25 protein-coding genes are annotated in these 26,071 nt (G+C 57.7%); 15 read left to right on the top strand and 10 right to left on the bottom strand.

Going from position 1 to position 26,071, the window contains the following annotated elements:
* Positions 1 to 56: 56 nt before the first annotated feature.
* The 4 genes from KF947_RS16070 to KF947_RS16055 form a co-directional block, all read right to left on the bottom strand.
* A complete protein-coding gene (locus KF947_RS16070) occupies positions 57 to 980 on the bottom strand; it encodes an AraC family transcriptional regulator (RefSeq protein ID WP_227404458.1) in 924 nt (307 codons plus the stop codon).
* 73 nt (positions 981 to 1,053) lie between these two features.
* Entirely contained in the window at positions 1,054 to 1,461 is a 408-nt protein-coding gene (locus tag KF947_RS16065) for a DoxX family protein (RefSeq protein ID WP_227404457.1), read from the bottom strand.
* A gap of 216 nt (positions 1,462 to 1,677) precedes the next feature.
* Positions 1,678 to 3,186, bottom strand: a complete 1,509-nt coding sequence (locus KF947_RS16060) for an ATP-binding protein (protein WP_227404456.1) — start codon at positions 3,184 to 3,186, stop codon at positions 1,678 to 1,680.
* Positions 3,183 to 3,902: a response regulator gene (locus KF947_RS16055; protein WP_227404455.1), complete on the bottom strand. Its 720-nt coding sequence runs from the start codon at positions 3,900 to 3,902 to the stop codon at positions 3,183 to 3,185. The genes KF947_RS16060 and KF947_RS16055 overlap by 4 nt, the downstream gene beginning before the upstream one ends.
* A gap of 301 nt (positions 3,903 to 4,203) precedes the next feature.
* Here KF947_RS16055 and KF947_RS16050 point away from each other — a divergent pair, with 301 nt between their 5' ends.
* The 3 genes from KF947_RS16050 to KF947_RS16040 are packed head-to-tail and all read left to right on the top strand — an operon-like array spanning position 4,204 to position 7,852.
* Positions 4,204 to 4,653: a (2Fe-2S)-binding protein gene (locus tag KF947_RS16050; protein WP_133733058.1), complete on the top strand. Its 450-nt coding sequence runs from the start codon at positions 4,204 to 4,206 to the stop codon at positions 4,651 to 4,653.
* A 39-nt stretch (positions 4,654 to 4,692) separates the two neighbouring features.
* Entirely contained in the window at positions 4,693 to 6,861 is a 2,169-nt protein-coding gene (locus KF947_RS16045) for a xanthine dehydrogenase family protein molybdopterin-binding subunit (protein ID WP_133733057.1), read from the top strand.
* Positions 6,848 to 7,852, top strand: a complete 1,005-nt coding sequence (locus tag KF947_RS16040; protein WP_319796380.1) for an XdhC family protein — start codon at positions 6,848 to 6,850, stop codon at positions 7,850 to 7,852. The genes KF947_RS16045 and KF947_RS16040 overlap by 14 nt, the downstream gene beginning before the upstream one ends.
* Positions 7,853 to 7,854: 2 nt before the next feature.
* Here KF947_RS16040 and KF947_RS16035 read toward each other — a convergent pair whose 3' ends face one another.
* Entirely contained in the window at positions 7,855 to 8,811 is a 957-nt protein-coding gene (locus KF947_RS16035; protein WP_227404453.1) for an AraC family transcriptional regulator, read from the bottom strand.
* A 170-nt stretch (positions 8,812 to 8,981) separates the two neighbouring features.
* Between KF947_RS16035 and KF947_RS16030 the strand changes: the two genes are divergently transcribed.
* Positions 8,982 to 10,040 carry an aldo/keto reductase gene (locus KF947_RS16030; protein ID WP_227404452.1) on the top strand — a complete coding sequence of 353 codons (1,059 nt, stop codon included), beginning with the start codon at positions 8,982 to 8,984 and terminating at the stop codon, positions 10,038 to 10,040.
* A 482-nt stretch (positions 10,041 to 10,522) separates the two neighbouring features.
* The gene (locus KF947_RS16025; protein WP_227406309.1) at positions 10,523 to 11,008 is read left to right on the top strand and encodes an SDR family NAD(P)-dependent oxidoreductase; all 486 of its coding nucleotides are present in this window, start codon (positions 10,523 to 10,525) and stop codon (positions 11,006 to 11,008) included.
* A gap of 239 nt (positions 11,009 to 11,247) precedes the next feature.
* On the opposite strand, the gene KF947_RS16020 is transcribed toward KF947_RS16025, so the two are convergent.
* Complete coding sequence (locus KF947_RS16020; protein ID WP_227404451.1) at positions 11,248 to 12,216, bottom strand: AraC family transcriptional regulator; 969 nt, start codon at positions 12,214 to 12,216, stop codon at positions 11,248 to 11,250.
* 101 nt (positions 12,217 to 12,317) lie between these two features.
* Between KF947_RS16020 and KF947_RS16015 the strand changes: the two genes are divergently transcribed.
* The gene (locus KF947_RS16015) at positions 12,318 to 13,052 is read left to right on the top strand and encodes an SDR family oxidoreductase (protein WP_227404450.1); all 735 of its coding nucleotides are present in this window, start codon (positions 12,318 to 12,320) and stop codon (positions 13,050 to 13,052) included.
* Positions 13,053 to 13,314: 262 nt separating this feature from the next.
* Here the strand turns inward: KF947_RS16015 and KF947_RS16010 are convergent, their stop codons facing one another.
* A complete protein-coding gene (locus tag KF947_RS16010) occupies positions 13,315 to 13,500 on the bottom strand; it encodes an SDR family oxidoreductase (RefSeq protein ID WP_275951290.1) in 186 nt (61 codons plus the stop codon).
* Between KF947_RS16010 and KF947_RS16005 the strand changes: the two genes are divergently transcribed.
* Positions 13,464 to 14,117: an AraC family transcriptional regulator gene (locus KF947_RS16005; protein ID WP_227406308.1), complete on the top strand. Its 654-nt coding sequence runs from the start codon at positions 13,464 to 13,466 to the stop codon at positions 14,115 to 14,117. The genes KF947_RS16010 and KF947_RS16005 overlap by 37 nt on opposite strands.
* Before the next feature lie 267 nt (positions 14,118 to 14,384).
* Here the strand turns inward: KF947_RS16005 and KF947_RS16000 are convergent, their stop codons facing one another.
* The gene (locus KF947_RS16000) at positions 14,385 to 15,266 is read right to left on the bottom strand and encodes a LysR family transcriptional regulator (RefSeq protein ID WP_227404449.1); all 882 of its coding nucleotides are present in this window, start codon (positions 15,264 to 15,266) and stop codon (positions 14,385 to 14,387) included.
* A 104-nt stretch (positions 15,267 to 15,370) separates the two neighbouring features.
* Here KF947_RS16000 and KF947_RS15995 point away from each other — a divergent pair, with 104 nt between their 5' ends.
* From KF947_RS15995 to KF947_RS15985, 3 genes are read left to right on the top strand one after another with little or no spacing between them, the layout of a single operon-like run.
* A complete protein-coding gene (locus tag KF947_RS15995; protein ID WP_227404448.1) occupies positions 15,371 to 15,949 on the top strand; it encodes an SRPBCC family protein in 579 nt (192 codons plus the stop codon).
* A 55-nt stretch (positions 15,950 to 16,004) separates the two neighbouring features.
* Entirely contained in the window at positions 16,005 to 16,874 is an 870-nt protein-coding gene (locus KF947_RS15990) for an SDR family oxidoreductase (protein WP_227404447.1), read from the top strand.
* 37 nt (positions 16,875 to 16,911) lie between these two features.
* The gene (locus KF947_RS15985; protein ID WP_227404446.1) at positions 16,912 to 17,385 is read left to right on the top strand and encodes an SRPBCC family protein; all 474 of its coding nucleotides are present in this window, start codon (positions 16,912 to 16,914) and stop codon (positions 17,383 to 17,385) included.
* Positions 17,386 to 17,671: 286 nt separating this feature from the next.
* Here the strand turns inward: KF947_RS15985 and KF947_RS15980 are convergent, their stop codons facing one another.
* A complete protein-coding gene (locus tag KF947_RS15980; protein WP_227404445.1) occupies positions 17,672 to 18,436 on the bottom strand; it encodes an SDR family NAD(P)-dependent oxidoreductase in 765 nt (254 codons plus the stop codon).
* A 253-nt stretch (positions 18,437 to 18,689) separates the two neighbouring features.
* Here KF947_RS15980 and KF947_RS15975 point away from each other — a divergent pair, with 253 nt between their 5' ends.
* The 5 genes from KF947_RS15975 to KF947_RS15955 all read left to right on the top strand — a co-directional run bounded on the left by KF947_RS15975 (position 18,690) and on the right by KF947_RS15955 (position 23,802).
* On the top strand, positions 18,690 to 19,571 hold the full coding sequence (locus KF947_RS15975) for a helix-turn-helix domain-containing protein (RefSeq protein ID WP_227404444.1): 882 nt from the start codon (positions 18,690 to 18,692) through the stop codon (positions 19,569 to 19,571).
* Between the two features lie 214 nt (positions 19,572 to 19,785).
* On the top strand, positions 19,786 to 20,382 hold the full coding sequence (locus tag KF947_RS15970) for a TetR/AcrR family transcriptional regulator (protein ID WP_227404443.1): 597 nt from the start codon (positions 19,786 to 19,788) through the stop codon (positions 20,380 to 20,382).
* Complete coding sequence (locus tag KF947_RS15965; protein ID WP_227404442.1) at positions 20,379 to 21,605, top strand: MFS transporter; 1,227 nt, start codon at positions 20,379 to 20,381, stop codon at positions 21,603 to 21,605. Before KF947_RS15970 ends, KF947_RS15965 begins: the two co-directional genes overlap by 4 nt.
* Positions 21,606 to 21,920: 315 nt before the next feature.
* Entirely contained in the window at positions 21,921 to 22,673 is a 753-nt protein-coding gene (locus KF947_RS15960; RefSeq protein ID WP_133733043.1) for a DeoR/GlpR family DNA-binding transcription regulator, read from the top strand.
* Positions 22,666 to 23,802: an MFS transporter gene (locus KF947_RS15955; protein ID WP_088700750.1), complete on the top strand. Its 1,137-nt coding sequence runs from the start codon at positions 22,666 to 22,668 to the stop codon at positions 23,800 to 23,802. The genes KF947_RS15960 and KF947_RS15955 overlap by 8 nt, the downstream gene beginning before the upstream one ends.
* Positions 23,803 to 23,930: 128 nt before the next feature.
* Here the strand turns inward: KF947_RS15955 and KF947_RS15950 are convergent, their stop codons facing one another.
* Complete coding sequence (locus KF947_RS15950; protein WP_227404441.1) at positions 23,931 to 25,772, bottom strand: DUF3413 domain-containing protein; 1,842 nt, start codon at positions 25,770 to 25,772, stop codon at positions 23,931 to 23,933.
* Positions 25,773 to 26,071 lie beyond the last annotated feature (299 nt).

The raw sequence follows: 26,071 nt of genomic DNA, 5'->3' as shown, positions 1-26,071 counted from the left end.
AGTTTAGCAAAAGGCATAGCGGTCAACACGCTTACGCATTCAATGGGATGCAAAGGTCACGCTGTGCTAACCGTTAACGGCGATACCCTTTGTTCGATAGATCTCCGAGCTAGCAGAGCGTCCTGTTTCGGTGGTTTCTGAAACAGCCGCCCATATTCGCGGGTAAATTGGGGCACGCTCTCGTAGCCCACTTCAAAAGCAGCGCTGCTCGCTGAGAATCCTTCATTGAGCATCAAGCGGCGCGCTTCAATCAGGCGAAGTCGCTTCTGGTACTGCCCCGGCGTGAGCGACGTCATGTGCTTAAAGTGCTTATGAAACGAGGTGCTACTCATTCCCGCTTCTGCCGCAAGTCGCTCAACGGGCACACGCGACTGATACTCAGCTCTGAGTACCGTAATGGCGGCGGCAAGACGGCTCGCATGGCTGTCCGGGTCTGCCAGCGCCCGCAAAGCATCGCTGTGAGGCCCTGATAGGAGCCAGTAGTGCAGCTCCCGCATGATTCCTGGGCTCAAGAGCGGCGCCGCTTCTGGGCGATCCAACAGGTGCATCAGCCGTGATGCGCAATCGAGCAGTGCGGCTTCGGTGTCGACGGCGAATAGCGTAGGCATCTCTGAAGTGCGCTGCGGGCGGGGGGTATCGATATGGGCGGTGAGCTCCCGTAACAGCGCCACCTCCAGTTCGACAGCGATCGCCAGATAGGGCTCGCTCTGGCTTGCTTGCACGACCCGTCCGGTGACCGGCATGTCAGCACTAACGAGGACGGACTGCCCGCTAGAAAAAAACCGTTCCTCATTCCCCACTATCAAGCGCTTCGCCCCCTGCAGAACCAGGCATATCAGCGGCCTGTACACCGAATGCAGGTCGCCGGATGGCGCCTTGAGGCACATCATTCGTAAACCCGGCACCGGGGTTAGCGCCATACCACGGTTGTCGGCGTAGCGGCTGGTATAAGCCTGAACAGCCTGTTTGAGCGAGTTCATAGATTTCCTCCCGCATTTCAGCTGGAACTTATCATGAAGGGATGGCATGAGGGGATGGTTTCAAACAGCGGTCTCACCCCACCCGGCTTTGCGCTCGCGAAGCATCAAAGCTCCAAGCGCCTGGGCCTGCGGCACTAATATAGAGAAAAATGAAGCAATAAAGCATGGCCGCTTCACCGTGGTTGAGAACAGGAAAAAAACTGTTTGAGCTGTGCGCGATAAAGTAGGCAAATGCCATTAAACCAGAAAGTAAGAAAGCCGTTGGTCGCGAGAACAGACCCATTAATAGCAATAAACCGCCCACTACCTCCAGGATGCCAGCGGTATAAAGCATGGGGTTAAGGGGATACTCGAAAGGGGCGGGCCAGCTGAAAAGCTTCATCGTCCCATGTGTCAGGAAAGACCCAGCGGCAAAAATTCGCAGAACGCTGAGAAAGTAGGGAGCCAATTTGCTCAAGCGGTGCATTGGTAGTGTCGGCATGTTGTCCTCGCTCTATGCTAGAGATTACGGTGCCGGGCGAACTAAGCTCTACGGCGACAACGAGGATGATAGGTGATGGTTGTGTCCATAATATGCCGTAGTTTTGGTTATTTTGTAGCAAACTGTGCCACTAACGCTAAATCATAATAAACAATGTGATGAGGTTGCCTTGCAACATCGGGCAGGGGTTATTGGAGTGGTCAGAACAGAGCCGAGCTATTCCGGTAAGTGAGCATTTTGCACGGCTCGTGACGTTTTTGTGAGTCGCCAGATACGCTCTTTTCGCACCGGCGCTGCGTCTACACTGCCTTCTCTCGGAAGCGAGATGATCGCTTGCATACCGGCTTCGCCGTTGAAAAAAGAGATATCTCCCCCGTGCTGCCGTGCAACTGCGCGCACTATCGAGAGGCCGAGACCGATGCCCCCGGTCTGTCTGTTTCGCGACGTTTCAAGCCGGACAAAGGGTGCGAAAACCTTCTCTTTCATGTCGTCCGGAATCCCTGGCCCACGGTCTTCAACGACGATATCAACCGAAGAAGGAGTCTCCCGAAGAGACACTTTTGCCTCTCCCCCATAACGCACCGCGTTCTCGACCAGATTTCTTAACGCGCGGCGAAGGCTATCTGGTCGGCAACGGTACTTCATCTTAACGCTCTCGACATGAGTGACTGGATGTCCCAGATCAGCCTGGTCGTCACAAATACTCCCCACAAGCGCTTCCAGATCAATGGTACGTGTTTCCTCTTGAATCGACTCTCCACGTGCGAACGAAATCGCGGCTTCCGTCATCGACTGTAGCTCGTCAATTGTCGCTATCATCTTACGCTGGATATCTTCATCGTTGACGAATTCGGCTCTCAGCCGAAGCGAGGTTAGCGGCGTCCGTAAATCATGGCCAATCGCTGCCAGCATCTTCGTCCGATCCTCTACGAAACGATGTAGACGGCTTTGCATCTTATTGAAGGATTGAGCTGTTCGCCTGATCTCTTCTGGCCCATCTTCCAACAATGGCGGCAGGTTTTGTCCTCGACCCAGCGCTTCAGCGGATGTTGCCAGGTTTCGCAGTGGTCGCGCGATGCGGCTCGCGATGAAGGCGCCGATCAACGCAAGCATGAGGGCGGTAAACCCAATCGACATCAGTGGTTCTGATGTCCACAAGCTTCCCTTATCGTGCTGGTAAAAGGCAGCGTTCAACCAGCGACCGTCGTCGAGTTGCGTCTTGTACCCATACCCCAGACTGCCTGAAAACTGGAGCACCTTGGTTGGCTGTGACAGCATCCACAAATAGGGCGTTGGCGTCCACCATGGGTCATCGGCGTTTGCAGTGGCCACTTCGTCGACGTTCGGTAATTTCGGATGGGGAGACCCAGCCCATCCTAATGTTCCGTTTGGATCGACGGCGCTATCCAAAGGCCGGGAAAGCTGGGAAAGGGCCGCTAATCTCCAGGCATTAGGATCCGCAGGATCGCTGTCGGTCAACCAGTATCTTAAATAACTGCCTTCACTTGCGCGCAGAGCCTGCTCTCTCAGTGGCGGCGATAGCGATTCCACCAAGCGGGTCACTGATGACGCTCGGCTGATAAATTCAGCTTTTACCCCTGCATCGAACTTTTTGGTGTACTCATCCGAGGATATGAGGAAGGTAATTGCCTGTGAGAGGATCAATGCAACGAGCGTCAGCCCGATGAATTGTATAGCCAGGCTCTTTCGCCAAAGACGGATCATTCGAAAATAACCTCAGTACATAGGCTGTAGCCGCCCCCCCAGTGGGTTTTGATGATCGACGGATTCTTGGGGTTCTCCTCAATCTTCTTCCGTAGGCGGCTCACTTGGTTATCAATGCTGCGGTCAAAGATGTCGGCTGTCCTCCCAACCGTCAGATCAAGAAGCTGCTCTCGGCTGAGTATTAACCCAGGTCGCTCAATGAAAACCTTGAGAAGACGAAATTCCGCTGTACTGAGAGGAATGCCAACACCATCGTCACCGAAGATCTCCTGGCGCCCTAAATCGAGTTTCCAATGTCCGATGCGCACTGTCCTACGATTGAGAATTGTACCCACCGGCGTAGAACTGGTAGCACGACGGAGGACGGCTCTAATTCGAGCAAGAAGCTCACGCGGATTGAATGGTTTAATCAGGTAATCGTCCGCGCCGAGTTCGAGACCGACGATGCGGTCGGTATCTTCGGCCATGGCAGTCAGAAATATGATAGGAATATCTCCAGACGCCCGAATCTCTCGGCATAGCGTAATACCGTCCTCACCAGGCATCATGACATCGAGAATGATGAGATCCACACTCTGCCGCTCTAGGATTCGTCGCAGAGCCGCCCCACCTTCAGCAACGCTGATTTTGTAACCCTGCTGCTCAAGATACTCCCGCACCAAATCCCGTATATCATTATTATCGTCAACGACGACTACATGTGTGGCCTCGTGCATTGCCCTAACCTCCGCCGTAAAGCTGAAACTCTCGTATGACTTCAGAATCGACCAAATAGAGCGAACCTATCTGTTTCCCCCTCCCGTATTCAGGTTGAACTTAGCATGATGTCAAAGGCCTTCGTTGCCCCCTGCAGGAAAAGGCAAGGTTTGCGTAGGTGCTGGCAAGCCTTGTCTCCATCAAGTTGTTAAAAAAGATAACGCAGCCTTGGCCGAAGCCAACTGCTGCCTCTACGGCAATCGAGAAGAGCCAACAACCCTGCCATGTTACGACCCGAAATGAGGCCAAGGAGAAACACCCATGACAGCATTTACGATCAACGGACGCGCGGTAGACGTTACCGCCGAGCCGGGTACCCCGCTTCTCTGGGTGATCCGGGAGCAACTGAAACTCACCGGCACCAAGTTCGGTTGCGGCATCGCGCAATGCGGTGCGTGCATGCTGCATGTGGATGGCGAGCCGGTGCGTGCCTGTGTTTTCCCGTTATCTGGCGCCGAAGGCAGATCCATCACCACGATCGAAGGGTTGTCCGAAGACGGCACGCACCCCGTCCAGCAGGCCTGGGTGGAGCTGGACGTCCCGCAATGCGGTTACTGCCAGTCGGGTCAGATCATGAGCGCCGCTGCGCTTCTGGCGCGCAATCCGCGCCCTACCGATGCGCAGATCGATGACGCAATGAGCGGCAACCTTTGCCGCTGCGGCACCTATGTGCGCATCCGGGCGGCCATACACCGTGTTGCCGAAAGCTAACCGGCACCGTGTCACCCTCATGGAAAGGACAGGTCAACAATGAAAACACATCATGTATCCTTTAGCCGTCGCGCCTTTCTAGGCGGCACCTTAGTGGCGGGCGCCGCGCTCATCATTCCCCTTCGTCTACCCACAGCCTGGGCACGAGAGGAAGAGGATCCACTCCTTTCGCACGCTTATATCCGCATCGACACGAGCGGCCAGGTGACCTTCCTGCTACCCACGAGCGAAATGGGCCAGGGCACCCACACGGGCCAGGCCCAGATTCTCGCCGAGGAGCTGGGCGCCGATTGGTCGCGCATTACTGTCGGCATGCCGAATCAGCTCTCCGACGACTACCGGATTCCGTTCATCGGCCAGATGCGCTCTGTGGGCTCGTTCGGCATCCGTTTCTGGCACGACCCGCTGCGCCGCGCGGCCGCCCAGGCACGGGAAATGCTGACCCAGGCGGCGGCGGAGCGGCTGGACGTAGCAGCGGCGGCCTTGCACGCCGAGAACGGCTTCATTGTTCACGCCGACAGCGGCCGAAGGATTCCCTTCGGTGACCTGGTGGAAGACGCCATGGCGCTGCCGATGCCCGAGGAACCGACCCTGCGGCCCGATAGCGAACGCACGCTGACCGGGCGCAAGGTAGCGCGACTCGATACCCCAGCAAAGGTGACAGGCAAAGCCGTATATGGGATAGACGTCGAGCGCGAAGGCATGCTGTATGGCGCCGTCCGACTCGCCCCGGTCTTTTCCGCCGACGTCGAGACATTCGATGAGAGCAGCGTCTCCGGGATACCGGGCGTTGTCGCCGTGGTTCGCGTGCCGCGCGGCGTAGTAGTGGTTGCCGACTCTTGGTGGCAGGCCAAGCAAGCCGCCAACGCCCTGGAGATCACCTTCACACGAACACCGGCGGACACGCTTTCCACCGATGAGATAAATGCAATGCTGCGCGAGGGACTGGATCGAACCGATGTCCCCGTCACCACGCTGCTTGGCGAGGCCGAGGCAACCCTGTCGGACGACGGCCAGGTCGTCGAGGCCGAATACTCGGTGCCGCTTCTGACTCATGCCAGCATGGAACCGATCAACTGCACGGCCGAGTCCACCGAGGAGCGAACAGAACTATGGATCGGCACGCAGGGCCAGGACGTCGTACGTATGACGCTCGAGAATGCGATGCAGATACCGGCTGACCGGTTTTTTATCAATACCACCTATTTGGGGGGAGGCTTCGGGCGCAAGACCCACGGCGAGATAGCCCTTCAGGCAGCGCTTGCCAGCCGTGCCGTCGATGGTCGGCCGGTCAAAGTGCTATGGGCGCGCGAGGATGACGTTCAGCAGGGCCAGTATCGCCAGACGATGATGTGTCGCTTCCGGGCGGTTCTGAACGAGGCCGGCCAGATCACCGGCATGCGCATTCGCGTCGCCGGGCCGCAAATGGGCCGCGAATACGGCATCGATCCGGAGCAGCGGGCGCAGTCGACGGGCAATCTCGCCAACTTCGACCCCTTCTCGCTCGGCGGCCTGTCGGACATGCGCTACGCCATCCCCAACTTTGTCGTGGATCACGCCGTGGTCGACCTGCCGATCCCGCTTTGCCCCTGGCGTTCGATCGCTCACTCCTTCAACGGCTTCTTCTTTGAAAGCTTTATGGACGAATGCGCGGCGGCAGCGGGCCGCGATCCGCTGGAGTTTCGCAGAAGCCACTGCACCGATCAGGCGAGGATGCTGGCCGTCCTCGACCGGGTCGCCGAGATGTCGCATTGGCAAGAGCCTGCGGCAGAGGGAATCTCGCGCGGCTTGGCCGTGGTAGAAAGCTACGGCTCCTATGTTGCCCAGGTAGTCGAGGCTCGGGCTGACGATGAAGGTATTCAGGTGGAACGTGTCCATGCCGCTATCGACTGCGGACGCGCGATTAATCCGGGCCAGGTGGAAGCGCAACTGCAGGGCGCCGTCATCGATGCACTCGGAGCCGCCATGGGGCAGAAGGTGACGATCCGTGACGGCCACGCCGAGCAGTCGAACTTTCACGACTATCCCTTACTGCGCATCGGGGAAGCGCCAGAGGTAGCGGTGAGCATCGTCGATATCGGCTCGCCGCTAGGCGGCGTGGGTGAGCCGGGCATTCCCCCGCTCGCCCCGGCGCTGGCCAACGCGCTATTTGCCGCTACGCAGCAACGAATCCGCCACCTGCCGTTGGCCGATCATGTTCAGGGTTAACGCAGCCGACCACAGATTGACGAGGCCTAACATGTATCTGGAACACGCACAGGATGTCCTTGGACAGTGGCTCGACTGGCGCAGAGAAAGCAAGACCGCTCTCGTTATCGTAACCGCGACGGAAGGTGGTGCCGTGCGCATGCCGGGCGCCCTGATGGCCGTGTCTGCCTCTGGTGATCGTTGCGGCTACATTTCAGGCGGGTGCATCGACGCGGATGTGGCCCATCATGCGCGGCAAGCGCTTAGCACGGGGCGGATCAAGCGCCTGAGGTACGGCAAGGGCTCACCGTTCATCGATTTGCCGCTACCCTGCGGTGGGGCCATTGACGTTTGCGTACTGCCCAACGCCCAGACCAGTGTTCTGCGTGCCTGCCATGATCAGCTCGCCTCGCGCCAGAAAGCAATACTCAGTCTCACGGCATCCGGCGATCTCGGATTCGAGCACCCACTGATGGCCAGCGCCCTTCACTTCCGGTATGCGCCTAAACTCCGACTGCGCATCGCCGGGCGCGGCGCAGACAGTCTGGCGCTTGCCAGGCTGGCGACGGCAAGCGGCACCCACACCGAGCTGCAACTACGCGACGCTGCCGACGCCCTGGATGCCCAACGGTTAGGAATCGAACGCGTTACGACACTGACAGTTCCTTCGGCGCTTCCCAAGCTGGACGATGATCCATGGACGGCGTTTCTGCTCGCCTTCCATGACGTGGACTGGGAGGAAGCCCTCCTCGCCCAGGCGCTTAAAGGCGCCGCCTTCTATATCGGCGCCATTGGCAGCAAAGCTACCCATGCGCGGCGCTGTGAGAGGCTTCAGTCAATCGGTTTTACCGAGAGAGAGACTCACCGCATCCGCGGGCCCGTCGGATTGATACCTTCCATGCGCGACGCTTCATCGCTTGCCGTGTCCGTGCTCGCCGAGATCGTAGAAGTCTATCAACGCAAGGTGCGATCTCCCTTAAGTTCGACCGCCCGCGATTGCTTGAGAGTTTAGGCTCAAGCAATGGATCCGGTCTCCGGTGAGCTATCGGCTTCGGTCTGTAACACCCTGTCAAACGAAGCCCCCCGAGCATAACGGGCAGGCGGAAGCCCGACATGACGGCCGAAGGCGACACTAAAGGTGCTGGCGGAGCTGTAGCCAACCCGTTCGGCGACGTCAGCGATACTGGCTTTTTCTCTGCGCAGCAAATCCTTGGCCAAGGCCATCCGCCAGGCGAGCAGGTACTCCATTGGCGCCATGCCCACCGCGCGACCAAACCGCTCGTAAAACGCGGAGCGGGAGAGAGTCGCTTCGTTTGCAAGCTGTGCAACCGTCCAGGGCTGCTCGGGACTCTCATGTATCCGGCGGATTGCGATCGCAATCCGCTCGTCGGTCAGGCCACGCAGTAGCCCGGGCGAGGTGTTCGTCTTTCCGTCAGAGCGAAGGGCCTCGATGAGCAGGACTTCCAGCAGACGTTCCAGAACCACATCCCGCGCCGGCCGTTGCGCACGCGCTTCATCGCCGACGAGTTGCATGAGAGTGGCCAGCCGATCCACTCCCCGAACGTGTACAAGCTTGGGGAGCAGCGACGAGAGCAGAGCCGCATCCGGGGAGCGAAAGACACAGTAACCCACCAGAAAGCGGACATCGGGAGAGTCGTTTGGGTTGCCGACCCTGTGTTCGCCATCGGGTAACACGATGGAGGTATGAACGATGTCTTCGGGGGTCGTGGGCGAGTAGCTCGACATTGAAAAGTTATACGCGGAGGGGAGGAGCACGAAATCCCCCTCTTCGAGGATGATCTCGTCGTACCCATCGGCTTTGAGACGGCATGCTCCCTCAAGAATGGCGCAATAGAAAGGGCGCCCGACCTCTGTGCGGAGAACTCTCCAACGACCGGCACCGCTACCCCGTTTCGAAAACGGGGTAGCGGGTTGGAGGAGCGTGACTACCTGGTCAAGCGGATCGAGCAAAACAGGACACCTGCAAACTAAATACGGACGATTTATTGTAGTGCATCCTTTTTCGGCTTGCCATACTCGATTTATGGCAGATGCCAGAGGCGCTCTGCAGCGGGGATCTCTCCCGCGACTGTTGTGAACATAATTCACCTACACCGTTGCCATCATACGAGGAGAGCACCATGCAATATCGTCAACTTGGCCGTACCGGCATCCAGGTCAGCCCCTACTGCCTGGGCACGATGATGTTTGGGAGAATCGCCAATGCTGATCACAATGAATGCGTCGGCATGATCCACAAGGCACTGGATTTCGGCATCAACTTCATTGATACCGCCGATGCCTACAGCCAGGGCGAATCTGAAGAGATCGTTGGCAAGGCACTGAAGGGGCGGCGGGACGATGTCGTCCTTGCCACCAAGGCTTCTCTCCCAATGGGGGACGACCCTAACCGCCGGGGTGGGTCGCGGCGTTGGCTGACCCGCGCGGTCGAAGACTCGCTGCGCCGCTTGCAGACCGACCACATCGACCTTTATCAGATTCATCGGCTGGCGGCGGATACCGACATCGAGGAAACCCTGTCGGTTCTCACCGACCTGATGCGCGAGGGCAAGGTGCGCGCCATCGGTGCCTCGACCGTTCCTGCTTCCGCCATCGTCGAGGCGCAATGGGTCGCCGAGCGACGCGGGCTGGCCCGTTTCCGCACAGAACAACCGCCCTACTCTATTCTCAACCGTTCGATCGAGCGGGAGGTGCTGCCCACCTGTCAGCGTTATGGCATGGGAGCGATGGCGTGGAGCCCGCTGGCTAAGGGTATGCTCACAGGCAAATACCGCAAGGGCGGAGAGCAACCGGACTCGCTGCGCGCGAAATATTTCCCCAAGGCAATGTCCGACGAAGCCAGCCTCGACGCTGTCGAGCGGCTCATCCCGCTGGCCGAAAATGCGGGCCTGTCGTTGACCCACATGGCACTGGCCTTCGTCGTGACGCATCCGGCGATTACATCCGCCCTCATCGGCCCCCGCACGCCCAAGCAACTCGACGATCTGCTCGCTGGCGCGGAGGTGCAGTTAAGCAATGAAATCCTCGACCGGATCGACGAGATCGTCCCGCCGGGCGTTGATGTGGCGCCGCTGGAAGGAGCGGCCTATGTCCCGCCGGCGATCGCCCAGTCATCCCTGCGGCGGCGTCCTCTCACTGAGCGGGCGGCCGTTGTGGATAGCGAGCAGCGGGAGAACTGAAGGCAAGGCCAAATCCAGTGCAAGATCGTGCTCACTGCCCAATGAAAGCAGCGGCGGATAGCTTCACCAATGGATAGCTAGGTGTTTGTCGGCCAGGTTGACAGGGCTTGGTCGGCGTCCGCTTCAAATGCGGCGTATAGCACCACGCCCATAATTAAAGAAGTTCCTATGCAAATACCACCCCCTATACGAGAAGATGTTTCTGACAATAATCTGAAGCACAGAAGGAAACACCATGAGCGCACACAAGACAATCCTCGTGACCGGCTCAACCGATGGACTTGGCCGTCGGGTCGTCGAACAGGCTGGAGGAACCGTCCGGTTCTTTGAGGCGGACTTCGCCTATCTTGGCGACGTGCATAGACTCGCTGATGCGGTTCATGTGGAATGCTCCCATCTTGACGCTCTGTCAATAATGCCGGAATCTCGAAGCCCGATGGATCGCGCCGAGAAAGCGCGGATGGCTATGAACGACATTCGCAATCAACTACCTCGCGACCTTCCTACTGACGGAACGCTTGTTGCCCTTGCTCAAAGCGGGCGGTGGCGAGAATCCTTCGCGCATTGTGACCGTCGCTTCAGCAGCTCAGAGCGCTATCGACTTCGACGATGTGATGCTCAAGCACGGTTACCAGGGTTATCGCGCTTATGGGCAAAGCAAGGTCGCACAGATCATGTACACGATCGACCTGGCAGAGAGGCTGGACGCAAGAAAGATCATCGCCAATTCCCTCCACCCCGGCACTCACATGGATACGACTATGGTGCGGCAGGCCGGCATCACGCCGAGCACATCTGTTGATGTGGGGGCGGCCGCTGTGATCGCCCTTACAACCGGAAGGGATCGCGCGGCGACAACCGGCCGATATTTCGACGGTTGTCGCCGCGCGACATCACAAGTATATGATGCATCGGCGCGCCGCACACTGCGGGCCCTCAGCGAGGACTTAACAGGACTGAACCGGTAAATACCGCAATCTCGGAGGTATTCAATATCTCCCTCATGCTCATCCAGTGCTTTGTCCGTCTGGTGCAATGCCACGGCAATCCCAGCTAGAACCACCAGCTTCAACAGATCGCGTCTGGTTGTTTCGCTAGTTGCCTGCATAACAACTCGGTCACTTCGATGAAGCGGTGAAGATACTCAGCAGAATGTGAGCACCCCTTATCCCAGAGCGAAAAAGAGGCCTCATGACAGCATTCACAATCAGCGGAGCGCGGTAGACGTGCCCGTCGAGCCTACTGCCCCACCTCTGTGAGTGATGTTCCGGGGAGTCGCCAATGTCGTTCGCGCGAACTGGCTCGGTGGCTGCCCAACGTGCCTACTGAAAGCGACGCTGAATGTGCTACTGGAACCGTACCCAACGCGTTCGGCAACCTCGGAAACCGTCAGGTCGCTGTTCTGCAGCAGTTCCTTCGCGATCTCCATGCGCCACGCAAGCAGATACTCCATCGGCGCCATTCCTACCATGCGCGTGAAGCGCTCAAAGAACGCAGAACGAGAAAGGGCGGCAATTCTTGCAAGCTGAGCAACGGTCCAGGAACGCTCGATTTGTTCATGCATCTGCTTAAGGGAGCGTGCCAGCCGCTCATCGCCCAGACCTCGTAATAGCCCCGGCGGAGCGCTTCCGGCCGATGCCGAGCGCATCGCTTCAACGAGCAGCAACTCAACCAACCGGGAGAGCATGAACTCGCTGCCCGGCTTCTGGTCGGAGGATTCCTCAGCCACCATCTGCACCAGCTGTGACAGTCGCATCGAACCCGGAACGTGCACGACTTTCGGCAGCAGGGAAACCAGCAGTTCTGGGTTAGCGCAGTCAAATAAAAACGCCCCGCCTAATGAGCGCATGTCAGGGTGGCCTTGCTGTTCACCGTAGCGCAGTTCGGCAGTGCTACCTGCAACTCGATGGGGGTTCATATGAACCGGTGTCGCTGGCGTGAAGCTGGATATCGTAAAGGCTGGCGTCGTCGGTAACAGTACGAAGTCGCCAGCGCTGATGGTGATTGCCTCGTTCCCGTCGACGCTCAGCAGGGCTTTTCCTTCCAGCACGATGCAAAAACTGGGTTTTCCGTATTCGGAATAGTGCACAGCCCAGCTTCCTTTGCCGCTGATGATATTGGCAAAGGCTGCGCGAGGAGTCAGGAGCCTAACTACTTCGGAAAGTGGGTCGCTCATATGGACTCTCGCTAAATAAATACGGATTTTTTGCCATCGTAAATCCAGCTATACCCATCTAATGTTCTCTCCGAGTCAACTCAACCCTTTGGAGATACAAAATGAAAACAGTACTGATCACTGGCTGCTCCTCCGGCTACGGGCTAGAAACCGCTCGCTACTTCCTCGCACAAGACTGGAAGGTCATCGCCACAATGCGCACGCCGCGGGCAAAGCTGCTCCCCGACGCTGAAAATCTCCACGTTCTGGCGCTGGACGTTACCCAGCCAGAGAGCATCACGCTTGCTCTGAAGGCCGCCGGCCCCATCGACGTGTTGGTTAACAATGCGGGAATCGGCTTGTTGGGTGCGTTCGAAGCCACCCCCATGTCTACGGTTCGAGAGATATTCGAAACCAATACCTTTGGTGTCATGGCCATGTGCCAAGCTGTCATCCCACAATTCCGTGCTCGTCGGGCAGGCACCATCGTAAACGTTACCTCGAGCACGACTCTGGCCCCGTTCCCGCTTGTTGCAACCTATACGGCCAGCAAGACGGCCATCGAAGGGTTCACTGCTTCCCTGGAACACGAACTCAACGCCTTCGGCGTGCGAGCCAAGCTGGTGGTTCCCGGGTACGGCCCTTCGACCAGCTTTGCAGCCAACGGCCAGCAGCGTATGCAAGGATTGATCCCTGCGGCTTACGAATCATTCGCTCACCGCGTTTTCTCCGGCTTCGACAAAGTATCAGAGGTGACCAAGCCAGCTGACGTGGCCGAAGGTATCTGGCAAGCAGCCAACGACACATCAGACCAGCTGCGCTTCCCGGTTGGCGCTGACGCCATAGCGCTGGCGTAACAGTGCGTAGGATAGCGAAATACACTTAAATCAGACGTATAAGAACCCGCAACGCGGGCTCTTATTATGCATGCCGGCTTCGCCGTTGGAAAACGCCGCCACCCACATGGCTGCCGCAACCGCACAGGTTTGCAGTGTGTCTCACTGTCCGGTTAGGCGTTGATGCGATGTGCATCCTTATAACCGTAGCTTTATACCACAGGGATGACGAGCAGGCGCTTCGGAGGAAGTCATCAGCTCGCCAATTACGGCATACCCTCACTCAGCCTGCAGTGACGGTCATGCCTCCGTCGGCCATGACGACAGAGCCGACCATGAAGCTCGCGCGCTCCGACGCCAGGAAGGCGGCCACTTCGGCAATCTCTTCCGGTTGTGCCGCGCGGCCAATGGACGCGCCCTTCGTTGGCGCAGGTGCAGGCGGGGGACTTCTTTCTGACCAGCACTGCATTACCGTATGAGATGCGCTGGCAGGCCAGAGAAGGCAACACTTTCGAAGTGATGCATCTGTATCTCACCCATTCGCTGATCGACCACGCATCCCGCCATCTGCTGGGCAGCCAGGTCGGCCCGATCAGTTTTCTCGGCATTTCCGGCGAACAAGATGACTTGGTCCGGATGCTGCTCGAGCAGATGTGGCGGGAACTGGTCGCACGGTGCGAGCCCAGTTCATTTTTCGTCAGCAGTCTTGCCCAGGCATTGGCCGTTCATCTTATCCGGACTTACCGCGATCCAAAGGTCACGTGCAGACTTAACAACGCGCTGCAAGCTTACAAACTACGTCGCGTCATCGACTCTATGAACCAGCGCCTGGCCGAAGCCTTCTCCCTGTCGGACTTGGCTGATACGGCACAGTTGAGCGAATACCATTTCAGTCGGCTGTTTAAGCAGGCGACGGGGCTGTCGCCATCGCAATACTTCATCCGTCTGCGCATGGATCGCGCGCGTCATCTGCTGTTGCACACCGACCGTAGCATCATTGATATCGGAATGGAGGTTGGTTATTCGAATCCTAGCCACTTCTCGCAGGTATTCCGACACAAAGTCGGCATCGCCCCAAGCGCCTAATGGTTTACTGCGCTCCCTTTTGCAACCCCGCTGTACACCATCGGAATGACGAGCAGACTCAGCAGACACGGTGTCATCAGCCCGCTGTTCACGGCAAAGGCCATCGGCGCGCGAAAGCTTGGATCAATGCCCTAGCCGAGCGCAATCATTGTCATGCCGGCCCTCATAGCGAGAGTGGTCATCATGATAGGAAGGAGACGCTGGCGACAGGCATTGATGATCTCAACCCAGCGACTCATGCAGTGACTGGCCCACCGCGCCCAGAGACTATTCCTGAACGACAAATGATCCATTGGGGTAATAGTGGCAGATGAACTCCACAAAGGCCCGGACTTTGGGGCTCTGCAAACGTCGGGACGTATGCAGAACCCAAAGCTCAACTTCATTGCCGGCGGCGCCCCACGACACCAGCTCACCTCTTTCCAACAGGCCTCCGATGATGGATTGCGGCAGCATGGCCGCTCCTGCACCCGCCACAGCGGCATCTCGAACCGTCAGGAGCGAGGACAGCCGTAAGACAGGCTGTGGTTCGACGGTTAGTTGGCCATCCTGGACAGCCCAGACCTCACCTTCTCGATACGTCGGCATGACGATCGCCGGAATGCGGAGCGGCTCATCCCCGCTCTGCTTTGGTAGCTGAACCGAGGGAGCTGCCACTAAGACAAGTCTGTCTCGGGCAAAACACCTGCCCACCAGCATGCTGTCCTTGTGCGGATTGATGCGGATGGCGACATCGAAATGCTCTTCGACGAGATCGGCAAGCCGGTCTTCGGCCACCGCTTCTATCTGCACGTCGGGATGGATCGCCTGGAAGGCGGCAGCCAGTCGCCCGAGCGCCACCTGCGAAAACAACAACGGTGCCGCTACGCGCAGCCTTCCTCTCGGGGTATCAAGGCCATCTCGCGCCGCCGCTACTGCTTCAGCCACCTCACGCATTGGCCCCTCAATTCGTGCGAGCAGCAGTTGGCCAGCTTCGGTCAGCTCGAGGCTGCGGTCACTTCGTTCGAAGAGTCGAACGCCTAGGCTTTCTTCCAGCTCAGCCACCCGGCGCGACAGGGTTGCCTTGGATCTGCCGCTGGCCCGGCTTGCACGTCCAAAACCGCCGTGGACGGCCACCAGTTGGAAATCATTCAGAGCGTTTAGATCCATGATGTCTCAAATTTGATACGAACTGTCTCTAATTTAGCGTCTTTGTTTTGAATATGAAACCACCTATTGTTCGGTCATACGCAACCCGAACCAAAGGAGTTCTTATGAAAAGCACTAAGACACTAATCCTGACTTCCCTGGCCGACGAGTCGCGCGATAACCATTCGGATGGGAATAGTGGTGACCCTGCTGCCCATCGCGCCGCACGGCCGGGAATCGCCGTCACGCTAGAGTGCTTTATTCCTGGCGAAATCAAAGACGTTTTCGACTTCGTTGCTGCACAGGACGTACTGCCAAAGATACTCACGGGTTACGGGCTCGTGCCAGCTGTGGCGTCAACGTCAGATGTCTCTGGTCCGTGGAACCGGCCCGGCTCGACACGCACCGTGCACCTTCTCGATGGTAGTACCGTGCGCGAGAGCCTCACGCATTACGACCGCCCAGCTTTTTTCGCCTACCGCGTCAGCGACCCGAGCTTTTCGTTGAAGCACCTGATGTCGCATGCATGCGGCCAGTGGTGGTTCGTGGCCGTAGAAGGCGGAACGCAGGCTAAGTGGGCCTATACGTTTCACGCAAGAAACGGTCTGGCGGCGATTCCGCTCAGGCTTTTCGTGGGCACCCAGTGGAAGGGATACATGAAGGTCTGCTTGAACAACATCGTCGACCATTTCAACGCCGCGTGACGTCTTCACGCCCAAACCAGTATCAGTCAACAACCCGCAACCCAAGGAAATCATCATGACCATTCTCGTTACCGGCGCAACCGGCACTGTCGGTCGCCACGTTGTCGAACAACTCATCAAGCGCGATGCCGATGTCCACGTGCTCGTCCGCGATACCTCGAAAGCCAACTTTCCGGCGAGTGTTGGCGTCGTCCAGGGTGATCTGCTCGACGTGGACTCGCTACGCAATGCCTTCTCCGGCGTCTCGACGCTCTTTTTGCTCAACGCGGTGGTGCCCGACGAGTACACCCAGGCGCTGATCGCGCTTAATCTCGCCCGTGAGGCCGGCATTGAGCGAATTGTCTACCTCTCGGTCATCCACTGCGATCTGTACGTCAATGTGCCGCACTTTGCCGGCAAGTATGGTGTGGAGCGCATGATCGAGCAGATGGGCTTTAACGCCACCATCCTGCGACCCGCTTATTTCATCGAGAACGATCTGACCATCAAGGAGGTAATCACCGGGTACGGCATTTACCCAATGCCGATCGGCAGTAAGGGCCTTGCGATGGTCGACACGCGTGACATCGGCGAGGTCGCCGCCCTTGAGCTCCTGCGCCGCGAACAGTCAGCCGTACCGCTACCGGTCGAGCGAATCAATCTCGTTGGCCCCGACACACTAACCGGTCAGGAAATTGCCGCTATTTGGACTGATGTACTTGGTCGCCCCATCGCCTATCCGGGTGAGGATACCGCCGCGTTCGAACAGAACCTATTGCAGCACATGCCGAGTTGGATGGCTTACGACATGCGCCTGATGAGTGAGCGTTTCATCACCGAGGGGATGCTCCCCGATACCGGTGACGTTGACCGGCTGACTGCACTTCTGGGTCGCCCCCTTCACTCTTATCGCGAATTCGCCACCCAGGTCGCGGCCTCAGTCTGACGGCAGCGCACTCCCAATCAACATAAGGAAACTCACCATGATCTACTCGACCGCTACTGTCCCGGTGAACCCGCCAGGGGAAACCACTCTGACCCGCACGCAGGCCTGGCAAGGCCTGGTGCTCAAGGCCCGCGACGCCCGCCTATTCTTGCCCGAAGGCCTATGCACCCGTTGCGACGTCGTAGAGGAAAGCGCGACGCACTTCGTGCGAGAAGCCACCATCGCCGGCACTAATCTGCGCGAGATCATCACCCTGGAGCCGGAAGGCAAGGTCACTTTCTTCCAGGCCACGGGCCCCCGCGAAGGCGCGATCATCAACGAACTGTTCGAGGACGAGGCGGGGGCGCTCCAGCTTCGCTTTTACTGCTACCTCGGCCTGCGCGGTAAAGAGCCGGGCGGCACTGAGGAACAGGCCGAACAGGCCCAGTTCGACAGCGACAAGGGCTACAAGGCCGCCTTGCTATCGACGCTCAAACGCACCCGCGAATTGATCGTGGACGGCAAGCTCTGAAACGGGCGTCTGCCTTTTATTACCGACGTATCGAAGGAAATCGCAGCAGGGCTACGCCCAACTGTTCGCCGTGGTGTTAGCCATACTGCGAACTGGCCTATGCCGAACTCGAACGACGCTGCGTTGGCCTGATTGGCGCGGGAGATGCACTCACGGCGGCGAGGGTGCGCGGCCACTGCAGCGAGGCAGACGCGGCAAAGACGTTTGCCTCGCTGATCCAGGGTGGGTTGCTCGCCACTGCGCCATGATGTGTTGGCTCAAGTGGCTACGAGGTGGGACGCCTCCCTCAGCCTGCCATGACGGTCATGCCGCCGTCGGTCATGACGACAGAGCCGACCATGAAGCTCGCGCGCTCTGACGCCAGGAAGGCGACTACTTCAGCGATCTCTTCCGGTTGTGCCGCACGACCAATGGGTGCGCCCTCACCGTGTTGGGCCAGAAAGCCAGGGCCGTCTTCCATGACATCGTTGAGGATATTGGTAACGACATCGCCCACCCCGACGGCGTTCACACGGATACCGTGCTCAATGACTTCAAGCGCCAGCGTGCGGGTCAACTGGGCTAGAGCGCCCTTCGATGCGGTGTATGCCGCAATGGTCGGGAAGGCAAAGTAAGAGGCATAAGAGGCGATATTGACGATCGCGCCGGACTTGTTCGGCTTCATCGCTTTCACGGCTTCGCGGCAATGCAGAAACGCCGCCGTCGCGTTCACGGCCTGAATACGCTCCCAGTCTTCCCGCGTCATGTCCTGCACCAGCTTGTTAATGATGATACCAGCGTTGTTCACCAGAATATCGAGTCGGCCGAACTGCTCCACCGCCAGAGCCACTGCCGACTCAGCGGCACCGTCTTGGGTGATGTCGGCCACTAGAGGCATCAGCCCCGGCCAGGCCAGTTCTCTGACAGAGGGGTTGATATCCTCAGCGATGACCTTAGCGCCACGTGCATTCAGCAGCAGAGCAATGGCTTTGCCGATACCGCTGGCAGCACCCGTTACCAGCGCGACCTTGCCTTCAACTTCCTGCGGGACAACGTTTATGCTGTAAGTCATGGTTTTTCTCCAAATCGGGGCCAAGCGAGGTATTCGCCGGCCAGCCCCCATGGGGAGCTTTCGTTGATGACGGAGTGACTATCGCGCAGGCAGGTGGAAGCGGCTTTAGGAGACTTGCGCCGGCTATCGCAGTTTTGCGCTAAGCTGTCGATTGACGCTCTCACTCGAGTGGATCGCTGATGGATAGATCTTCGTGACTAAGCCCGAGCCTATCGTTTCTCCTGGGAATACCCTGCGAATCCCAGCAGAGGCCATGTTGGAATGCATGCCGAGCGAGCATCTGGCACTGCCGCAGCGAGCTGAGTTACAGGAAGTGGTACTGCAACTATTCACGCATCACAGCATCACGGAACCGCTGCTGGTTCCAGCCGTAGCCGAGCCGCTCTTGGTGATGGTGCTGTCCGGTTCCGCCATCGTCGAGGAACGCTCTTTGGGCGGCAATTGGGAAATGGCGCAGGTACAGGCGGGGGATTTCTACCTGACCAGCACTGCATCACCGTATGAGATGCGCTGGCAGGCCAGAGAAGGCGACACTTTCGAAGTGATGCATCTGTATCTCGCTCATTCGCTGGTCGATAAAGCATACCGTCACTTACTGGGCAGCCAGGCCAGCCCGATCAGCTTTCTAGACATCTCCGCCGGACAAGATGATCTGGTGCGGATGTTGCTCGAACAGATGCGGCGGGAGCTGGTCGATAGGCGCGAGCCCAGCTCACTTTTCGTCAGCAGTCTTGCCCAGGCACTGGCTGTTCATCTTGTCCGCACTTATCGCGCCCCAAAGATCACGGGTAGGCGTAACAACGCGCTGCAGGCCTACAAACTGCGCCGTGTCATCGACCGTATGAACCAGCGCTTGGCCGAAGCCTTCTCCCTGGCGGACTTGGCTGATGCGGCGCAGTTGAGCGAATACCATTTCAGTCGGCTGTTTAAACAGGCGATGGGGCTGTCGCCGTCGCAATACTTCATCCGTCTGCGCATGGGCCGCGCGCGTCACCTGCTGTTGCACACCGACCGTAGCATCATCGATATCGGGATGGAGGTTGGTTATTCGAACCCTAGCCACTTCTCGCAGGTATTCCGCCACAAAGTCGGCATCTCCCCAAGCGCCTATCGCCGTCCGCCGGAGCACTGTTAGAGCTTATGTGATTTGAAGTAAAGATCTGGTCATATATTTATGCGGCGGGTAGATCTTGGGAATACTCCTTCCATCCGTGAGAGCGTATAACCAAGCCATTGATAAGACAGGCTATCAACGCATACGCCTAACTATCGGATTCCTTTAGCGCTTGACGCATTGAGGATGGCTGCCCATATTAATAGACAGACCTGTCTGTTCAGAGATTTTTACAATGACGATGGATCCATTGCCGGCCTCCCGGCCACGCGAGCGTATTATTGAGACCGCTAGCCGATTGTTTTTCCGTCAGGGCTATTGCTCGACGGGCATCAATCAGATTATTAGTGAGTCCGGCGTCGCTAAGGCCAGCTTTTATAGCCATTTCCCGAGCAAAGAGACCCTCGCTATCGCCTGGCTAAAACAACGCGAAGAAGTTTGGATACGCCAGCTCAAGGAGCGAATTGCCCAGCATGCATCGGCCGATAGGCGTATCGCCGCTATGTATAGCATGTGGTACGACCAGATCCGCGAAGAAGGTTATCGTGGTTGTGGGTTTATCAATATGGCCGGTGAGTTCAGCAATGAGGAAAGCCCGATTAGAGCCGTCGTGCGTGACCACAAGAATCGCGTACGACAACTTATCGCCAATTATGTGCTGAATGAATATCGGGCAGTGATGAAGCCTAGTGAATTCGAAGAGTTAGTGACGGTTATCTATTCGCTTTTTGATGGCGCCATTATACAAGCACAGAATTTTATGCAGGATTGGCCTATTGAGGCTGCATTGAAGGCTTCCATCAAAATGCTTGCTCAGTATCGTGCGCTATGAGCAGGTACCTGCCCAGCTTACTCAAGCGAAACTCACCCTTTAATGTTATCGGCGCTGGTCTCTTGATTGTGGCTTCTACTTACGGACTGTCACGCTATACCTATGGCCTGTTTGTGCCTGCCATAAGAGACGATTTTAATTTAGACCAAGCAACAGTGGGCGCGATCGGTAGTGCCTCCTATTTGGGGTATCTACTGGCAACGCTGGTCAGCCCAATACTGGTGCGCCGTTTTAGTCCCCGCCTGCCGATTATATTGGGGGGGATGACGGCGACGCTGGGTATGCTGTTAGTCGCACTGGCAGGCAACCCGCTGTGGTTAGCACTGGGGGTGACACTTGCCGGCTGTAGTCCAGGGCTGGCCTATCCACCGCTTTCCGATGCCATCAAGCAACTGTGCCGCGCTGACAAACGGAGTCGCTACTACGCCATCATTAATTCAGGAACCAGTTTTGGGGTAATGGTATCTGGCCCCCTGGCACTCATTGCCGGCTCTCGCTGGCAACTGGCTTGGCTGTGTTTTGCGTTTATCGCGCTGACAGCCACGCTATGGAACCTGTTGATAATGCCGGGCTCTACGCGCGGCACTGCTCACCATCCATCCTCCCTTGAAGAACACTCAGATAGGTTGCCTGCTTGCCAGGAGCCCATGCTGATGCTGCTGAGACGCAAATTGAAGGATAAATTGGTGCGTCGCTTACTACTGGGCGCGCTGTTATTTGGGCTGGTAACCTCCGTTTACTGGACATTTTCTGTTGAATTGATTGCAGGAAACAATCGCCTTTCTGAAACAAGCAGCGTGATCTTTTGGATGATTGTCGGCATTGCCGGTGTGGCGGGTGGATTGGCCGGCGACCTGGTAACTCGTTTTGGGTTGGCTAGGATATTGAAATGGGCAACGCTGGCCATTGCTACCTCAATAGCCTCACTTACCGTTGCGAGTGAAGGCATGCTGATGCTCACCATATCGGCAGTGGTGTTTGGCGCCACGTTCATATTAATCACCGCGCTATACGGCATTTGGAGTGTCTATTGCTTTCCTGAAGCCCCCTCTCTAGGTTTTGGTCTAACCTTCTTTCTTATTTCCGCAGGTCAACTGGTATCGCCTTCCCTCGCCGGGGTGGGAGCAGACCTTTGGAAAATGACAGGTGTGTTCCAGGTGACCGCCATCGTCTGTCTCGGGATCTTGCTGTTACTGCCCACCCAGGACGTTCGGAGTATTTGAGAAATAGATTACTGTTATATAGTAACACTATGCCAAAAAGGTTGTAGATGAAGGGATTTGCGAACGTCTCAACCCTGCAACCTGGTAGCCGCCAAGATACTTTTGCTATTCCACTTTCTCAATATCGCCGCAACTAAAAGTGTCTGGCTTGCTGCCTGACCATCTCCCCCTTCTCCTGCCGTTATCGATTGCGGGCGGCTGCCTGTCCTACTCGCAGCAAATAATGCTATTCGAGCCTCTAGCATCTCATGCACAAAACATGCTAAAAAATGCACAAACCTGCATAAAAATGCAAAATAACGTATAGGAGATATAATGCTTAACGTTCCCGAAACCCGGCAGCAGCAGTTATTGGCCAGGCTTGCCAACGGCGAACAACTGATCGCGCAAGACCTTGCGGTTGAGTTCGAAGTGTCGCTGGACACCATTCGCCGAGACATCATTGCACTTGAACAGCAAGGCAAAGCACAACGGGTTCGAGGCGGCGCGGTTGCAACTGCGCCAGCTTCACCTCCCTTGCAGTATCGGGTTGAGGCCCCGTCACAGGCCATTGATGCCATTGCCGCCCGGGCTTCGAACTTCATTAACCACGCCGATACCCTACTGCTTGATGGCGGCGCCACGGTACTCGCGCTCGCCGAGAGACTACAGCCAAAATCGGGGCTGCTGGTAATGACGCCCTCCCCTTGGGTCGCGGTGGCCTGCCAAAAAAATGGCGTCGAGGTCTTTATGCTGGGGGGGCAGTTGGGCGTGCGCGGCGGGGTCAATGTCGGTGATACTGCGCTACTTGCCGCTGCCAACCTCTATGCGGATATCGCCATACTCGGCGCCTGCGGTCTGGATGCCGAATTTGGACTCAGCGCTGACGACCTGCAGGAAGCGTACCTCAAACACGCCATGTCCCGGGCGGCGAAGAGCACCCTGGTGCTGGCCTCTCGTGAGAAAATTGGACGACGCGCACGGCATAGAGCAGTCGCTATCGAAGATATTGATTGCCTGATCACTGATGCAGAGGCGGTAGAAGTGAAGGAGTTTGGTAGCTCAGCCATGGAGGTTGTGCATGCCTAGTCCTCGACGCGTCTGGCTCGCTGTCGCCGCCATGTTCTTTCTCAACGGTGGCCTGTTCGGTACCTGGGCTTCGCGCATTCCCACGGTGGCGGAGCACCACAACCTGGATGGCGGCTGGCTCGGCCTACTGCTGCTCGTGCTTGCTTCCGGCGCTCTGATTTCGTTTCCGCTGGCTGGCAGGGCGTCGGATACTTTTGGCGCCGCGCGCGCGACACTCGCCATTGCGGTCGCCTATACCCTTGCCTTAGTGATGATCGCTTGCGCTTTCAATCTCTGGTTGACGGCTGCTGCACTGTTTCTCTTCGGTGCCGGCCATGGTGCCATGGATGTCACCATGAACAGTTGGGCCGGCGAGGCGGAGCGTTTCATCGCAAAGCCGGTCATGTCATCGTTTCACGCCATGTGGAGTTTGGGGGCGGGAGTCGGCGCCGCTGCGGGCTATATGGCAGTCAGCCTGGATCTGTCGCTGCTTACGCACTTTTCGCTCATCGGCATCACAATGTACGTAAGCACGATTTTGCTGGGGAGCATCGGCTGGCAGTCTGAAACGAGGCCGCGCGCGGCGGGTGCGAAGCGCTTTCCGTTACCCCATGGGGTGCTACTTTGGGTCGGCATCATCGCCCTTTGCGCCTCTCTGGGCGAAGGCGCCATTGCCGATTGGAGTGCTCTGTTTCTGGTCACCGTCACCTCGGCGACCACAGCCCAGGGAGCCATAGGCTACGCGGTATTCTCGCTGGCAATGGTCATCATGCGTTTGATCGGGGGCGGCGTAATTTCCCGGTTAGGCCCGGCGACCGCTGCACGCTTCGCCGGGTGTTCGGCCGCCCTTGGCGTACTGCTTGCCGTGCTTCCCGCCAATTTCATGGCAGCGCTGCTTGGCTTTTTCTTCCTCGGTATCGGCTACGCACTCATCATGCCCTTGGCCTTTTCGCGGGCAGCGAACGATCCCGACACACCCCCCGGCGTTGCTATCGCCAGTGTGGCGACCTTGGGCTATGGCGGCATGCTTCTCGGGCCGCCGTTGATTGGCTTTACCGCCCACTTTGTCACTCTGCACTATGCCTTCGGGATACTTGGCTTTCTGGCGCTGTTCATCGTATTCATTGCGCCATCTCTTGAGCGCTTCTAGTAGATGCTTTCCTACAAGCGCTAGTTTGCTATTAAGCGCAAATACGGCCAACAACCCTCTTTCAAGGAATCAATACCAAGCTCGCGGGAGAAGATCATGAAAGCCTGCAATGCACCATCCTTGGTGTCTTAGCGATAGAACCTCGACAGCGCCCTGAGTACCTCGTTCGACACCCGGGGCTGGAGCTTGATATCGTCGAGTTCGTTCATGCGGTAGTCATAGACCTCGAAGGCCCCAGTGGGATGCACGGCCACCTGGTAGTCGGGCATCAGGATGCCATAACCCATGTAGCTGCCCGAAAGCATCCAGTCGCGATGGGGGTCGGCGTCCAACAGGCTTTGCCCCAGGGTGTAGTGTTGAGGAGCCGATTCACAGTCGAGCAGTTCCTCGAGCAGCGTCGGGGCGATATCGGCGTGGTGCGTTCGCCGCTCCAGCGCCCCACCGGATAGTCCCGGCAAATGCATCACCAGCGGAACCTGAACCTGCTCCGGCGTGTAGTTGCTGCCATGTCCCCAGTAGTTCTTGCCATGTTCGTTGAAGGACTCTCCGTGGTCGGCAGTAATCACTATCGCAGTATCCTCAAGCCGCCCACGGCGCTCCAGGTCATCGAGTACGCGTCCCAATTGCTGATCCACATAGCGTGCTGCCGTGCGATAGCGGTTCCAGTAAGGTTCGGGATCAAAGCCAGGCCCCAGGCTCATGTGGTTGATATGTTCCCAATAGGGCGTGAACCGCGGAAAGTCTGGCGGATGGCTGTAGCCATGCACGGCGTCATAGAACAGGAAACCAAAAAACGGCCGCTCATCTGACCTTGCCTCTTCTTTGTCCATCCAGGCTAGCCAATCATCGGTGATCTGCTGGTCGCGTTCCCAGGGCTCGCCCTTTGCTGGCTTCAGCGAGACATCCTTGAGACCGGCAAAAACGTTACGGTCAAAGGCAGGGCTCACCAGTGTCGCCGAAGAGAGAACCTGAAAGCGGTAATCGGCAGCCTCGAATTGCTCCATCAGCACCGGGGGCGTCTGGCTGGCAGTAAATGCATCCCAGTAGGTGACTGGCAGGCCATAGAAGAGGCTGAAGACGCCTGCCTTGGTGGAGTTACCACCACTGATATGCTCACGCGCCCTGAACCAACCGGGTTGACTGGCGTACCGGTAAAGATTCGGCATCACTTCAGGAGTGAGCATGTCGTGACGCAGGGCATCTACCAGCACCAGCAGCAGGTTGTCGGAAGACACCGATGGCGAGCAGCTCAGCGGCGCGGAGGGGTAGACCAGGCCCTGCGCCTTTCCCTCCGTCGCCTTGAGATCCACCCGATCGCGCACCGCCTGGGGGTCGACCCACCCCTGTTTGGCGAAGAAGCGCTTGGCAGTGGCCGGATAGAAGACCGGCACATGACGCGTCATGCCGGTGATATCGCGGTCGTAGTGGGCATCCGCCCAGGCATGCCAACCGTGCACCCCCAGCAGGGCCAACAAGCTCACTACCAGCATTGCGCCCACCGGCCGTGAAGGTGGACGTCGCCTGAACAGCAGCCCGAGACCTCCCTGCACCGCCAACATACCCAGCACGCCACCGACGGTTAGTGCCCAGGCGACCCATGAGAAGCTGAACACATCTCCCCCGGCGTTGAGCAGCAGGTCGAGGATAAAGCCGCTCAGGTGGAAGCGATACTGAGCGTAGACGAAGGTATCAAGCAGCAGCAACAGCTGCAGGCCACTCGCCCACAGGGTGGTCATCAGCCATAGCCCGATGCCGCGCAACAGCGTGGCCAGCAGGAACATCGGCAAAGCTCCCAGCCATACCAGCAGCGAGAGATGGCCGAGGAAAACCATCAGCAGGTAGCCCCACTGCTCGGCCCCCTCGGGCTGGATATAGCCGACATAACGCAGCGAGATCATCCAGGTAAGCAGCAGGTTGGCCAGTGTCCAGGCGCCAAGCCAGCGCCACCGGTGCAGGAGTCGATAGAGCATGCGCGAATTCTTCAAAGATCAGAGGCCCTTCAGTCAACGTTGGATGGAAAGCGTGTTGACTGTCACAGCCGCTCACTTACTGAAAACTTACGCAATACTTCTTGATCGTTCCGATCCCCCGCTAAGACTTCTGAAAGACGCATTACCGGGCAGCCCCGTCCCATGAGCTGGAGCCCGATTAAAAGGTCAGAAAAGCTGTAGAAGAAGCCGATACCGTCCTATTCGCATTTGCTAGTATCAGTAGATTGTCGCTTTCACATTTCAGCGACGTTTTAGTCACATCGGCTTTGCTAACCTCC

This window comes from Halomonas sp. FeN2, from assembly GCF_020595105.1.
Lineage (GTDB): Bacteria > Pseudomonadota > Gammaproteobacteria > Pseudomonadales > Halomonadaceae > Vreelandella > Vreelandella neptunia.
The sequence above is the reverse complement of the archived record's forward strand: the minus strand, read 5'-3'. Positions and strand labels throughout refer to the sequence as shown.

Bases quoted from the DNA above. Each gene is read 5' to 3' on its own strand.
- KF947_RS16070 (WP_227404458.1), bottom strand. From the start codon at position 980: ATGAACTCGCTCAAACAGGCTGTTCAGGCTTATACCAGCCGCTACGCC.
- KF947_RS16065 (WP_227404457.1), bottom strand. From the start codon at position 1,461: ATGCCGACACTACCAATGCACCGCTTGAGCAAATTGGCTCCCTACTTT.
- KF947_RS16060 (WP_227404456.1), bottom strand. From the start codon at position 3,186: ATGATCCGTCTTTGGCGAAAGAGCCTGGCTATACAATTCATCGGGCTG.
- KF947_RS16055 (WP_227404455.1), bottom strand. From the start codon at position 3,902: ATGCACGAGGCCACACATGTAGTCGTCGTTGACGATAATAATGATATA.
- KF947_RS16050 (WP_133733058.1), top strand. From the start codon at position 4,204: ATGACAGCATTTACGATCAACGGACGCGCGGTAGACGTTACCGCCGAG.
- KF947_RS16045 (WP_133733057.1), top strand. From the start codon at position 4,693: ATGAAAACACATCATGTATCCTTTAGCCGTCGCGCCTTTCTAGGCGGC.
- KF947_RS16040 (WP_319796380.1), top strand. From the start codon at position 6,848: ATGTTCAGGGTTAACGCAGCCGACCACAGATTGACGAGGCCTAACATG.
- KF947_RS16030 (WP_227404452.1), top strand. From the start codon at position 8,982: ATGCAATATCGTCAACTTGGCCGTACCGGCATCCAGGTCAGCCCCTAC.
- KF947_RS16020 (WP_227404451.1), bottom strand. From the start codon at position 12,216: ATGAGCGACCCACTTTCCGAAGTAGTTAGGCTCCTGACTCCTCGCGCA.
- KF947_RS16015 (WP_227404450.1), top strand. From the start codon at position 12,318: ATGAAAACAGTACTGATCACTGGCTGCTCCTCCGGCTACGGGCTAGAA.
- KF947_RS16010 (WP_275951290.1), bottom strand. From the start codon at position 13,500: ATGCAGTGCTGGTCAGAAAGAAGTCCCCCGCCTGCACCTGCGCCAACG.
- KF947_RS16000 (WP_227404449.1), bottom strand. From the start codon at position 15,266: ATGGATCTAAACGCTCTGAATGATTTCCAACTGGTGGCCGTCCACGGC.
- KF947_RS15995 (WP_227404448.1), top strand. From the start codon at position 15,371: ATGAAAAGCACTAAGACACTAATCCTGACTTCCCTGGCCGACGAGTCG.
- KF947_RS15990 (WP_227404447.1), top strand. From the start codon at position 16,005: ATGACCATTCTCGTTACCGGCGCAACCGGCACTGTCGGTCGCCACGTT.
- KF947_RS15985 (WP_227404446.1), top strand. From the start codon at position 16,912: ATGATCTACTCGACCGCTACTGTCCCGGTGAACCCGCCAGGGGAAACC.
- KF947_RS15980 (WP_227404445.1), bottom strand. From the start codon at position 18,436: ATGACTTACAGCATAAACGTTGTCCCGCAGGAAGTTGAAGGCAAGGTC.
- KF947_RS15975 (WP_227404444.1), top strand. From the start codon at position 18,690: ATGTTGGAATGCATGCCGAGCGAGCATCTGGCACTGCCGCAGCGAGCT.
- KF947_RS15970 (WP_227404443.1), top strand. From the start codon at position 19,786: ATGACGATGGATCCATTGCCGGCCTCCCGGCCACGCGAGCGTATTATT.
- KF947_RS15965 (WP_227404442.1), top strand. From the start codon at position 20,379: ATGAGCAGGTACCTGCCCAGCTTACTCAAGCGAAACTCACCCTTTAAT.
- KF947_RS15960 (WP_133733043.1), top strand. From the start codon at position 21,921: ATGCTTAACGTTCCCGAAACCCGGCAGCAGCAGTTATTGGCCAGGCTT.
- KF947_RS15955 (WP_088700750.1), top strand. From the start codon at position 22,666: ATGCCTAGTCCTCGACGCGTCTGGCTCGCTGTCGCCGCCATGTTCTTT.
- KF947_RS15950 (WP_227404441.1), bottom strand. From the start codon at position 25,772: ATGCTCTATCGACTCCTGCACCGGTGGCGCTGGCTTGGCGCCTGGACA.